Source organism: Bacillus sp. FSL R9-9492 (assembly GCF_038007365.1).
Lineage (GTDB): Bacteria > Bacillota > Bacilli > Bacillales > Bacillaceae_G > Bacillus_A > Bacillus_A mycoides.
Genome location: NZ_JBBOXC010000002.1, coordinates 88,467 through 101,393, shown reverse-complemented (window position 1 = coordinate 101,393; position 12,927 = coordinate 88,467). Strand labels below are relative to the sequence as shown.

Genomic DNA, 12,927 nt, shown 5'->3' with positions numbered 1-12,927 from the left:
TTGCTGTATAGAGTGATGGAAATGAATGGTGTTTAAATAATTAGATAGAATGAGGGGCTTATGTTAAGGATTACTTAAAGATAAGCCCTTTCTTTTTTATTATTTCATGACATTCATCCCAAAATTCTAAACGATGTGAAAGTAGGGGTAGTTCAAGATAATTTGGATTTAATTTTTGACAACTTTAATAAATTAATTTTTACTATCGTATGAATTAGGATAAATTATTATAAGTTATGGTTATTACTTAACATTTTGTTTTACTTGATCTTTTAATTCATTAAGGGTCTTACCGCTAATATTGTCAGTAATAGTTTCATGTATCTCATTTTTCAATACAATTGTTTTACCTGCAATTTCTGCCTTGGAAGACATCTTACTTTCATTAATAGTTTCTATGTTTGTTTGAAGGTCAGCTTTGTTATTTTCATCAAAAGTAATTGCAAATGGTTCAATTGCTCCGTAGTAGTTTCCAAATAATTGATCTTTCTTTAAAAACATCATATATTTTTTATTAACTTTAGGTTCGATATATAAAGGATCCTTATTTTGAACCTCTTTAGTAGTTACCTTAGTAGCTTGTTTTGTAACTGTGCCATCTGGTGCAACAACTGCATTAGAATCTTCAAGTTTTACGGTTTCAGCGAAACGATGATTGATTTTTATTTGTTTATTTTCATTCACACCTTTAATTGTTTCGGAAATGTTGAAAGTATATAGATGTCCTTCAACATAGTTTTCTTTGTCCTCTTCCGATGGATTACTTGGATTACGTGCCATATTCCACTTAGAGTCAAGACCTTCATATTCACCGATTACAACTAGATCGGCTTCATTAATCATTTGATTTAAATCACTTGTAGCAGGGAAATCTTTACTGAGAATGACAGTTTCAGCATTCTTATCTTCGCCAGCAACATTGGAGAAGTGACTATTATATGCTGAATATCCTCCAAAACCAATCACTGCAGCCAAAGGAATTGCAATTACTATAGTTTTTGCTTTTTTACTTAACATTAAGAAATCATCTCCTTTTTCTGTTAATAGATTGCATTTACACCATTCTTATCGTCAGTTTGAGGGACATGCATAGTAGTACGATTACGATTGCTGTTCATAATTGAAGTGCCACTGTTGTGACCTATTCCTATTGCATGACCAAACTCATGTACTCCTGTACTTTTAGCAACATTAGATTTTGTAATATTTGTATTCCCTGCATTAATATCACCAGCGAATTTCGTTACTTTTTTAGTGGATGTATTATAAGTTGTGTTCATTCTTCCATAATAAGTAGAGGAACTTTCAAACCAAGAGTTTAATTTGTTCACAGAAGAAGAAGAAACTGTAAAGTTAATACGAGAAGCAGTGTACCAGGCTGAATCTGCAGCTTGCCAACCGGATTTAATGATACTGGAGCCATCGTCTAATCTGTCTCCCCACTTATATGTAGCTGATTTTGAAGGTAGCTTCCATCCTTCTTTTACATAAGCTTCTGAAACTCCAACGCTGGAAAAGACAAACACACTACCTAATAAAAATGCAGTAATCCCTTTTCTAAAATTCATATTATCCCTCCAAAGATTATTTTTAACAAGAGAATTATAGCATCATTATCTTGTTTTGAATTAATATTTTTTAAAAATTCGGAATATTTATATTGAGAAAATGGTATAAAATATCTTTTAAGGAGACGTTATTATAATGTATAAACATAAAGTAATAAAATGGAGTCTATGTTTATTAATATTTACTTTTCTAATTATTATTGGTAAAACAATTTGGTCAAATACAGACATAGCAGAAGTGTCTAATGTTTCATCGAACTCTGAAACTATAGTATTAAGTAAGACATTCAAAACTACAAATCATTTAAGTGAAATGGTAGAAGAAGCAGATGTAATTGTACTAGGTAAATATGACGGTTTACACTCTAAATGGAATATGGCAAACAATTCATCATATGAGATTCAAGATGAAGATGTCGAAGGCCATCTGTTTAATTTTCATGTCAAAGAAATTTTAAAAGGGGACTCTGTAGAGGATAAAATTTTAATAAATCATAGATACTCAGAAAGCCTCGTATTAGAGGAAAGTAATGAAGTTATTGATGACAATGGAATAATTCTGAAAGGTGCTACGAAAGTGTTTACAAAAAAAGTAAAAAATAAAGATCCGTTGTATATAAAACCTAAATCTGGTGACACATATATGGTTTTTTTAAAAGAGAATAGTAAACTTGGAAATTTTTATCCAGCTTTAGAACCTTTTATGATTCAGTTTGATTTAAGGGATATTGCGCAACTAAAAAGCAATTTAATAAATTGGGATCAAAATAAAAATAAATATAAATTTGAGGTAAAGGTTAAAGAGAAAACTTTTTATATTGAAAATGAAATAGATTCAACCATCAAAGATAATATTAGTGGAAAAAAATTAAAGGGTATTAAGGATTTTGTGAAGAAGTCTTCAAAAATGAAATAACATTTTCACAGGCTATAAATCTACCCTGCATTAAAGGAAAGAATTTGCTTAGATTTAAAATAATAAATTGCATTATGAAAAGAAAAGAGCTCAAAAAAAGAGTCTAATCTTTTTTTGAGTTTTCTTTTGCATTCTTTATGCAGAATATGAATTAAGAAGATGTCTTATTTGCTCTATAAAATAATGATGGTGTATATTATTTTTTCATACTTGACTAGCCATAATGGCTTCTTTCATTGAAGAAGAAAGGAAAGAAGCAAGTGACATAACATCTATAACATTTTTAATTTCATTTTTTTCGATTCCTTATTTAATAAGTTATTCCAGGCTACAAGTTGATAGAAAAGCCGAAAAACGCCAAAGGTAAGTATGTAGAAGGAGCAACGGAGGTCATTTACGTATATGAAAAGGTGGAAGAGCTGAATGTCCCAATGGATTAGAAAGACTCAGCTAATCCTAAGTAACCATTAAAGGATGAGTATCTGAAAAAATAAAAGCCTATATTACGAAAATGTAATATTAGTGTAATGTTAATGGATTTTGGTAGTAAGAAGATTAGGATATAATTTTTGTGAGAAGAAATATGAGGTGAATAATATGAAACGAATAATGCTTATGTTTAGTGTTTTTGTGATGTTTACTGTGTTTTTATCGGGATGTAACTTAAATCGACTTGGTACAGATAAATATTATGTTCAAATTACTAAGGATGGCGAACAATTAAAAGAGAAAAATGTTAATGGTGATACGACTTACCAATATAAATTGTCTGGAATTGATAAGGACGGTAAGGAAAAAGAAATGGAGTTTACAGCATTAAAAAATCTTCGTAAAGAAGCATTTTTACTTATATATTACTCTGAGGAAAAAGGTGTGAAATCTTGGGAAGAGGTTAAGAAAGACGAACTCCCTACAAAAGTAAAAGAAAAATTAAAGGTGAATTAACATATAAAAGACGCCATTGTTAGAGAAATATAGCCCCTATTTGTTTAGAGTTTCAAAAGCAAAAGACTGACAGTTATTGTCAGTCTTTTGCTTTTACAGGGATAAGCACGTAATTTTGAGGTGCTTTAAGTACTAAGAAGGTTTAATTTTGTTTATGTATTTGTTGTAGCTTAATGGATTTTGTAATGGTTATGATATAATAAAATTCAAGTATAATAAGGGGGATTAATTAAATGATTTTTCAAAGCATGATAACAGCTATTATAGAAAAATTACAAGAGACGGTGAATCCCTATTGGATAATTGTGTTTGGATCAACGGCTGAGAACAGAGAACGGGAAGATAGTGATATTGATATAGCTTATTTAAGTGACACAACTTTAGGGAACTATGAACGTTTTTTATTAGCACAGGAGTTAGCTAACATTGTTCATAGAGATGTTGATTTAGTTGATTTATCCGAAGCTTCTACAGTTTTTCAAGCTCAGATTATACATACAGGAAAGACAATATTTTGTTCTGATGAAGAACGGAAAATCATTTTTGAAATGAAAACTTTAAAAATGTATTCAAAATTGAATGAGGAACGCCAGATAGTATTCGATGATATAAAGAAAAGAGGGTCTATATATGAAGAATGAGGTTATTTTAAATAAAATTTCCACAATAGAGCGCTGTATAAAAAGAATCCAAGATGTATATGGAAATGACCCTGAAAATTTGGAGGATTACACAAAGCAAGATTCAATAATATTGAATATACAAAGAGCTTGTGAAGCGAGTATTGATTTAGCAATGCATATTGTTGCTGGGAAAAAATTAGGACTACCCCAATCTAGTCGAGAGGCTTTTGATTTATTGGTTACAGCAGGGTTACTTAGCGCAGAGCTAGCAAATAAGTTAAAGGCGATGGTGGGATTTCGAAATATTGCTGTTCATGATTATCAAAGTGTAAATTTAGATATTGTTCGTCAAATTATTGAAAAACATTTAACTGATTTTAAACTATTTACGAAAGAAGTTATGGGGATATTGGAATTTTAGGGAGACACGTTTTAGAAAGATTGCTATATAGGTGAGGAGAGATTGCTATGCTCTTTTCTAATTTTAACATAACAATTTAGTTGTTTGCCTACTTGATTTAAAGATGAAAGAAGCAAGTATTATATGGCTGCACAGTGGAAAGATACTCTTTAAAGAGTGTCTTTCTTTGATTTACTGCGTTTACATCTAAAACACTAATGTTTCTTTAATTAACTCTGAGTTTTATGTGTAAATAAATCCTTAAAAGCAAAGATATTTATTATGCTAAATTGTCAGCATTAAAATATATATAGGTTTAAGTTTTAATTATTTCAAAATAAATCTAAGGCATAAAATAGTATAAAGAAATATGAGGAATTACCATAAAATAAAAAGCGGACCAGATTATCCGTTTTTTATTTTATCAGGAGAGAATCCTGAATATTACTTTATGCTAATGAAATGAATAGAGTGTCTTTTAAATGTATTACTACTTTGTTTTTTTATTATGGAAAATTAGAAAGGTGATTTTAATGAAAAAATATTGGCATAAACTATCGTTACTTCAAAAAAATGTATTACTAACGGTATTAGTAATTTTGACGCTTGTGGGAAGTATGGGGGCGCTAAGTTTTAATATGTTTCAAAATAGTATGATGTCTATATTTGAGAGGCAGTCTTTTGAAACAGGAGATACAGTAATAAATCAATTAGACGTAGAAATAGTGAGAGATGTAGCAAAAGATCCCACAGCACAAAGAGTGAAGAAAGAAAAATTAACTGAGCAATTAGATAAATCTATCAAAGATTTGAAAAGTGTCGGCCAAACATATGTTACAGGGGCCAAGCTAAATGATGAAGTTGAATTACAAATAGTAGGTTTGGATACAGAATTAGCAAATGTAGTTTCTGTAAAACCAGGTGACTATTATGAGCAGCCTACTCATTGGATGAAGACATACGATAAAGTAATGAAAACGAAACAGGCACAAATGACAGAAGTGTATGAAGATGAATTAGGTTCATGGGTAACAATTTTAGAGCCAATTATAGATGAAAATAAAAATATTATTGCAATTGTTGCAGCGGATTTGGACGCTTCTATTATTCCTATTACAAAGAAAAACTTTATGGTGCAAGGTTTGCTCTTTATTATAATTTCATTAACAATCGCAATTACGATTCAAATATTTATCTCACGCAATTCTCTATCACCCTTAAATGATTTACAGGAAGGGTTACGTAAAGTTGGAGAAGGGGATTTAAGTATTAAATTGAATGAAAGATCTGATGATATAGGGATAACTAATACTTATTTTAATAACACTATTGAAAAGTTTAATAGGATTATAGATAAAGTAAGGGAGACTGCTGAACAGGTTTCGACATCTTCACAGGAATTGTCCGCAAGTACAAAAGAGAATAGCATGGCATTTCAAGAGATTGCAAGTTCTATGACAGGATTAAAATTAGGAGCAGATTCTCATGCACATGTAGTGCAGAAATGTTTAGGAATTGTTCAAGAAATGGAAAGTAAGATGGAAGAAATTACAGGAATTACAAAACAAGTTGCGAAAGCTTCGGGAGACATGGAACAGTATTCTGTAGAAGGGAAAGATCTGATAAAGCAAATTGTTAATCAAATGAAAATAATCCGGGATACAGTTCAAGATGTTTCTTCTAGTATTTATGCATTAGAAGCACAATCTAAGGGAATTAGTGAAATTCTTACTGTAATTACAACCATTTCAAATCAAATGAATTTATTAGCTTTAAATGCTTCTACTGAAGCCTCATGTGCTGGAGAGATGGGTAAAGGATTTTCAGTTGTTGCGGATGAGGTACGTATATTAGCAGAAAAAAACGAGATATCTGCAAGGGATATAGCTAAATTAATTGGTGAAATCCAAGTTGAAGCAGAAGAGGCTGTAAGATCCATGCAAAAGAGTTCAAAAGAGGTTGAATCAGGAATAACACTTGTTCAAAATAGTGGTGCTTTCTTCGGAAAAATTTCAGAATCTGCACAATCTGTTACAAATCAAATTAAAGCGACTTCGAGTAATTCAAGTGATATTTTAAAAAATAGTCAATCCATTGTTCAAGTTGTAAACGAATTATCACATATTGCAAATACATATGAGAGTAGCAATGTTGAGATAAGGATAAAAGAGCAAGAAATGTATGTAAAAGATATTGCAGAGCTAGCAAATTCTTTAAATTGGCTCTCCAAAGAATTACAGGAGTTAATAGGAGGGTTCAAAATTAAGTAGGATAGAAGAAGGTGTAGGTATGACCTATACCTTTATTTATTCCCACATAAGGGATGAAAACTTAGATATATATGTAAAATAGTTAACAGAATAATTCTTTTGCATATTCTACTGGAAATAGAGCGTGATATTACCAATTTCAGTGGAGGTGTGTTAGAAATGCAAATTCGCGAAAATAATAATTCAAATGAAATCCTGATAGCAGCTGCAGCAAGTGCCATTGAGAATTGCTCAGGAGTTTGGTGTTACACTTGGAGCGGATTCAACAGCACGAGCAAATAAATCAGTAGGCGGAGAGATTACGAAACGTTTAGTTCGTATGGCGCAAGAGCAGTTATCTGGTCAATATAAAGTTCATTAAGGGTGGTTTTTGCCCATCCCCTCGAAAAGGGGGAATAAGAAAAAAGCAAACTTCCCTTTTAAGAAGATTTGCTTTTTTCTAAGCTATATTCGTATTCTTTGACTCTTCTATATTTGTTATGGTAAGCACTTTTATAAATACAACGTATTTATTGATTAACAAAAATATAAAATCCTTTTTCCCATCGATCTTTGAGCCATTGCAATTCTTCTTTCATATTGGGAACGTATTCATTTGTTAGTTCCATCAATTTATAGGTTTCCACTAGTTCCAAACATCGATTTGGACTAGTAAGAGAATGTATAAAGAGCATATCACGTTTTGTTACCGAACCAAAAGAGATCCCTTCACGGCTCACCGATAATAACTCTTGAATTTCCTCTTGATCCATATTTGTTTTCTTTAGGTAATTATTCATATCAATGAATGTGGTGTAACTCCATTTCATATTGTCATAATCATTTTCTTGTAGGATCATTTCACGATAAGATTCCATATCATGTATGAGGAAATTACGAATCGCGTCTATAGAAAATTGCATGTACCAAACTTCCTTTACTGTATAGGGTATGTGTGAGTTTTGAGGTTCCTTTAAAATCAGAACCGTACCTCAATAAGTCTTCAAGTGTTAATAAAAGAAAACTATAAAAGCTGAGGGAATAAAGATTCAACACCAATGATTATCAATAATTGAAATGCTAATGATTATAATAAAAAAGAACCTTCAATAGGTTCTTTTTTATAGTTAGTAAATATGTTACCAACAATAGATGGTAATAAAGATAGAAATTCAGACACTTTTTATTAATTGGCTAAGTTTTCTTAGGAAGAAATCTTTTTCTCATGACTGATCGCTAGATATAACAGGACATATCATTTATTAATTTGGGTGGGTGATTTAGCTTTTTGAGTTTACCACGCTAAAATGTAAATTTTGCTTAGGGACAAAATGTTAAAGTTCTACATTCTTAATTAACAGAAAGTTCAGTCGGTAAAAATCCCATTGAATCTTTTATCAAGTAACTCATATTTCTTTGGCCTTATTTTCATGGTATTACCGAACGTTTATATGTCTCTAAGGGAAAGAAATACTTTAAGTTTTATTACCATCTAATGTTTGATTAAGATGGTAACATGAAAATAAAACGTTTACAACTAGAAAATAAAGAATAAATATAAAAATTCGACTTTTTTCGACATGATGACTATGAGAGAAAGAATCTAAATTAAGTAAATCTTATATTTAGAGGGGGTATTTATCTTATAAATAATGGTTAACACATTTGCAAATGTTTCACGAGTAATTAAAAAAGTCGAATATAAAATTATATTGTGACAATTTTAAACGAACATACTTAATAATTCATACTTAGACTAATAAATTAATTACTAATAAATTAAATACGCTATATTTAATGGAGTATAATATAGGATATTTAACTATAATATTCCATATTATATATAATTATAAATCATTTAACATATTTGTTGCAGGGAATTTTGACATAAGATATTTTAAATATTAAGCACAGAAACATTTCAAAGAAAAAGAGCTATTTTAAAATGTACCCTAAAAACGTTTTTCCTAAAAAGTAGTAAGATTTTTTAAACTGTTTCTGTGCCTAATTAGATGAAAATAATATAATAAAATTGTTCGGTTGTTTATAAGTGGATTTTCAATATTTTTGACGTATTTCAAATAATTTTCATTTATTTTTTATATAAAGAGGACATTTGTTGTGTTGTTTGAAAAGAAGGGCATAGGCGTTAACAGTTCATTTGTATATAAAAGATAAACAGTTGAGTGTATAATAAATGATCTTTTAAAATACTTCATGTATACACACAAGTGTTGTTGAGTTATTTATTCAAAGTATAACCCAAAATAATCTGTAAATTATTATATATAAAAATAAAGATAGGAGTATTCATTATGAAATTTATAAAAGGGATATTTGTTTCTACGATTGCACTTACAGCTTTTACAGGATTAGAGTTCATTAAATTTCATGAAAATCCCAATGTAGTGTATGCAGATTCGAAAGATTCTGTAAAAAATACAAGTCAATATGAGGGAGATATTAAAGAAGGAGATCAAATTATTTTAAAGTTTAAAAGTGAAGTGAATTTCCCGTATACGGATGGACTTGAAGCACAAATAAAAAACGAAGGTAGCGATCCGGAATTAGAAAAAGTTTTCTCTGAATTTCCACAGCTAACATTAAAGCGTTTATTTACATCTGTGAATCCGAAAGAGATTGAAAATATTGATAAAGATACGAGGGAAACTGAAAAAAAATCATCTTCTAATTTACTAGATTATTATATTGTAGAAGTGCCTAATAAAGTAACAGCTGAAACATTGATGGACAAGTTTAAGAAATCTCATCTTGTTGAAGAAGTATATATGCAAGAAAAACCAACTCTTTTACCAGAAATACAATTACCTACTGTATCGCTTAACCCTTACGACGATCCAAGATTTTTAAACCAGGGATATCTTAAGGAAGCACCATATGGGATTAATGCATCTTATGCATGGAGCATTAAAGGTGGAGATGGAAAAGGAACTACTTTTGTAGATATGGAGTATGGGTGGTTATTAGACCATGAAGATTTATTAAATCAAAAAATTGAGCTTATATCTGGTAGAAATATAGATCAACACGTTGGTCATGGAACCTCTGTCCTTGGAATTGTTTCTGCTGAAGATAATAAGGTTGGTAACATAGGAATTGCACCGAAGGCTAAGGTTAAAGTAGTATCCCAAATAAGAGGTGATGGGTCATATAATACGGCTGATGCGATAATAAATGCTGTACATAATTTACAAGCTGGGGATATTTTATTATTAGAGGCACAAGCTTCTTATGATGGATATGGAGATAAATATTTACCTGTTGAAGTACAGCCAGCTATCTTTGATGCAATACGAGCTGGAACGGATAAAGGAATTATTGTGATAGAAGCCGGGGCAAATGGTTCTAATGACCTTGATCAATTTAGAGATCGGAATGGAAAACAGGTATTAAATCGCAATAGTCCGGACTTTAAAGATTCAGGAGCTATAATGATTGGAGCCGCATCGTCAACTGTTCCTCATAAACGTTTATGGTTTTCAAATTATGGTAGTAGAATTGATGTTTATGGTTGGGGAGAAAACGTAGATACAACTCGTGCTGAGCCTAATAGGATTACTAAAAATCTCTATACAACTGGCTTTAGTGGTACATCTAGTGCTTCTCCAATTATTGCCGGAGCAGCGACTTCAATACAAGGTGTGGCTAAAGAACATTTAGGTCGTCCATATAAACCAGCTGAATTAAGAACTATACTTAGTAATCCAAATACAGGTACCAAATCTCAAAATCCGTTAACAGATAAAATTGGTGTTTTGCCAGATTTAAAGTCAGTCTTGTCAAATTTGGGATATAGCCCAGATATATCGAATAATGCTAATGTTTTAGAGGGAAACCAATTTGTATGGTCAATGAAAGGAATAGGAGATTTTGAATTTGCAAAATTAGATTTTAATAAGACAAAAGAAGAAATGCAAATTCAATTAAAAGCAGGTGTACCACATCATTACTTTGATAGTACATATGCGAGTGTGAAAGTCCAAAATCCATCTGGAAAAGTGGTATATAATAAAGATATTTATGGAAACAGGCAACAAAATGCTGAAACACAAAAAATTCAGGTGAAAGTCGGAGACTATATTGAATTTACACATTTAGAGGGTGGAAACCGTGCGACTCTAATAAATGTGGATAAAAATATACAAGAGAGCTTTGGTAAGAAGATAGTGTATCAAGTTACAGTTAATGGTCTTAAGATAGTTGATCAAATTAGTAGCCCTAACCCAGATATAGAAGCTCCTACACAGCCTCAAGGATTACAAGCAACCAACATCACTGCAAATAGTGTAGAGTTAAAATGGAATTCATCAACAGATAACGTAGGTGTGAAAGAATATCAAGTATTACGTGACGGGAAATTCATTCAAACGGTACAGGGAACCACATTTACTGATAGTAAACTGACTGCTAACATAGAATACAAATATACTGTGAAGGCTATAGATGCAGCTGGAAATCAGTCTATTCAAAGTAGTGTTCTTAGTATAAAAACAAAAGAGCAAAATACCTCTTATGAAAAATGGGATCCGAGGAAAGCATATACAAAAGGGGATAGAGTAGAGTATCAAGGGAAAATCTATGAAGCTGTTCAAAGTTACCAAGGAAATGGAGATTCGAATTGGCTATTCTCGTTATCCTTATGGAAAACAATTTCAATAAGTTGATGATATCGTCTGATATAAATATAGTCTATTTGAGAGAATAATTATTTCATAACTAGCTAAATAATTTTTATCTCATAAGAAGAAGGCACCTTTTAGGTGCCTTCTTCTTATGAACTATATTATCCCTTAATAGTGAAGTTTCTCATTTTAAGTAGTTCTTTAAGATATTGAGTGGAAGGTATTTTAAAATGCTAAATAGTATCAATATCAACATTTAAAATGTTTGCTTTTTGCTAAAATATCATATTTTTGTAAAAAAACTTACATTATAGTATTAATATTTAGGATTTTACAATAACAAACTGTATATTCCATAAAATGGAATAAATTAAATGTTATTACATGAGAGCAAAGGAATTATTCTAAAAATAAAGATACATTTTTATTTTTAAACTGTGTAGAAAATTAATTTTCAGCCAGTATGTTAGTTGGGATTTTTAATATTGCTAGAAACAGAAATTTTATAGATTTGGAAGAAGATTCATTTGATACAGGGCTTGATAATAAAAGGGCAAGCAAACTAATGTCTATTTGACTTCTTACTACTACCTTAAGAATAAGTAGAATTCAACCCTACATGACAATCTTTATATACATAAAAAAAGATCTATGACCTGAACATGTCAGTAAACTACTCGATAAATTACTTAAATCTGAAAGTAACACAAGTAAAGATTTTTTATCTTTCTCCGACAGAACGTTAAGTCGAGAGTAATTCAAGTTTTATTATCACGTTACAAAACACTACAAACCAAAGTAGTATGTGGAAGTGAATATTTACCACTAATTACACAAAAGAAAATTATGAAAATGTTTTAAAAATTAACGGCGAATATTTAATGATTAATAGGAGGAATTTTAAATGAAAACATTTGGGAAAATATTGTTAACAGGAACTTTAGCTCTTGGTGGATTAACAGTAATGAACGTGGAAACACCTAAAGCTCAAGCAGAGGGAGCGAGCGAATTTTGCCGATATATTTGTGGTCCTAAAGAAACATTGAACGATTTTACAATTCAACTTTCAGATACGGAATACAGAATGGGACAAAATATTATCCTACGAGCAACAAATGATAACACATATGATGTAACATACAAAGCAACTGTAGAAAAACAATATGCTACTGGCTGGGGTTATGTTGAAACTGACTTCAATTATCAATCAATGTTGCCTGCTGGAACAAATGAAGATTTCAATGTTTGGACTTTTGACGGTAACAGCGCAGGTAATTTGAATGAGGCAGGAACATATCGCATGAAAATTGAAGTAACACATGCTGATGGGAAAACTGACACAGTTTACACTGCGCCAATTACATTATTAGCACAATAATAATGTAATTGGCAGGAATTTAAAGTGTAGTATTGATAGTGAAGCTATCGATTTTATAAAATGCTGGATTGATCTTAGTAGTAAATGTTCCTTTTATAAAAAGATGTTACCAAAGTTGATTAATCTTATTTACCTTATAAGAATTATAAGGTATGATAAATGTAGGTGCAAAGATGCACTATTTGAAAAAGAGTGTAAGACAAAA

11 protein-coding genes and 2 pseudogenes are annotated in these 12,927 nt (G+C 30.7%); 9 read left to right on the top strand and 4 right to left on the bottom strand.

Features of this window, described 5'->3' with window-relative positions; all coding sequences use genetic code 11:
* Positions 1-243 precede the first annotated feature (243 nt).
* Positions 244-1,017 (bottom strand): cardiolipin synthase, encoded by a 774-nt coding sequence (locus tag MKY70_RS28890; RefSeq protein WP_341026591.1) that lies wholly within the window; start codon positions 1,015-1,017, stop codon positions 244-246.
* A gap of 23 nt (positions 1,018-1,040) precedes the next feature.
* Positions 1,041-1,568, bottom strand: a complete 528-nt coding sequence (locus MKY70_RS28885; protein WP_001011319.1) for a matrixin family metalloprotease — start codon at positions 1,566-1,568, stop codon at positions 1,041-1,043.
* A 136-nt stretch (positions 1,569-1,704) separates the two neighbouring features.
* Between MKY70_RS28885 and MKY70_RS28880 the strand changes: the two genes are divergently transcribed.
* Positions 1,705-2,484: a hypothetical protein gene (locus MKY70_RS28880; RefSeq protein WP_341026589.1), complete on the top strand. Its 780-nt coding sequence runs from the start codon at positions 1,705-1,707 to the stop codon at positions 2,482-2,484.
* A 135-nt stretch (positions 2,485-2,619) separates the two neighbouring features.
* On the opposite strand, the pseudogene MKY70_RS28875 reads toward MKY70_RS28880, so the two are convergent.
* Positions 2,620-2,790, bottom strand: a pseudogene (locus MKY70_RS28875) (TetR/AcrR family transcriptional regulator); the annotation flags it as partial.
* Positions 2,791-2,804: 14 nt separating this feature from the next.
* On the opposite strand from MKY70_RS28875, the gene MKY70_RS30915 reads away from it, so the two are divergent.
* The 6 genes and pseudogenes from MKY70_RS30915 (at position 2,805) to MKY70_RS28850 (ending at position 7,083) form a co-directional block, all read left to right on the top strand.
* Positions 2,805-2,924 (top strand): MucBP domain-containing protein, encoded by a 120-nt coding sequence (locus tag MKY70_RS30915; RefSeq protein WP_320620207.1) that lies wholly within the window; start codon positions 2,805-2,807, stop codon positions 2,922-2,924.
* A gap of 157 nt (positions 2,925-3,081) precedes the next feature.
* Positions 3,082-3,429, top strand: a complete 348-nt coding sequence (locus MKY70_RS28870; RefSeq protein WP_002090450.1) for a YxeA family protein — start codon at positions 3,082-3,084, stop codon at positions 3,427-3,429.
* 233 nt (positions 3,430-3,662) lie between these two features.
* Entirely contained in the window at positions 3,663-4,070 is a 408-nt protein-coding gene (gene mntA / locus MKY70_RS28865) for a type VII toxin-antitoxin system MntA family adenylyltransferase antitoxin (protein ID WP_002090452.1), read from the top strand.
* On the top strand, positions 4,060-4,473 hold the full coding sequence (gene hepT, locus MKY70_RS28860) for a type VII toxin-antitoxin system HepT family RNase toxin (protein ID WP_000787545.1): 414 nt from the start codon (positions 4,060-4,062) through the stop codon (positions 4,471-4,473). The genes mntA and hepT overlap by 11 nt, the downstream gene beginning before the upstream one ends.
* A gap of 512 nt (positions 4,474-4,985) precedes the next feature.
* A complete protein-coding gene (locus tag MKY70_RS28855) occupies positions 4,986-6,722 on the top strand; it encodes a methyl-accepting chemotaxis protein (protein WP_341026586.1) in 1,737 nt (578 codons plus the stop codon).
* 159 nt (positions 6,723-6,881) lie between these two features.
* A pseudogene (locus tag MKY70_RS28850) lies at positions 6,882-7,083 on the top strand (small, acid-soluble spore protein, alpha/beta type).
* 148 nt (positions 7,084-7,231) lie between these two features.
* Here MKY70_RS28850 and MKY70_RS28845 read toward each other — a convergent pair.
* On the bottom strand, positions 7,232-7,624 hold the full coding sequence (locus MKY70_RS28845; RefSeq protein WP_341074711.1) for a hypothetical protein: 393 nt from the start codon (positions 7,622-7,624) through the stop codon (positions 7,232-7,234).
* Between the two features lie 1,392 nt (positions 7,625-9,016).
* On the opposite strand from MKY70_RS28845, the gene MKY70_RS28840 reads away from it, so the two are divergent.
* The gene (locus MKY70_RS28840) at positions 9,017-11,386 is read left to right on the top strand and encodes a putative mucin/carbohydrate-binding domain-containing protein (RefSeq protein ID WP_341074710.1); all 2,370 of its coding nucleotides are present in this window, start codon (positions 9,017-9,019) and stop codon (positions 11,384-11,386) included.
* Positions 11,387-12,248: 862 nt separating this feature from the next.
* Positions 12,249-12,722 (top strand): hypothetical protein, encoded by a 474-nt coding sequence (locus MKY70_RS28835; RefSeq protein ID WP_137058562.1) that lies wholly within the window; start codon positions 12,249-12,251, stop codon positions 12,720-12,722.
* Positions 12,723-12,927: the final 205 nt, after the last annotated feature.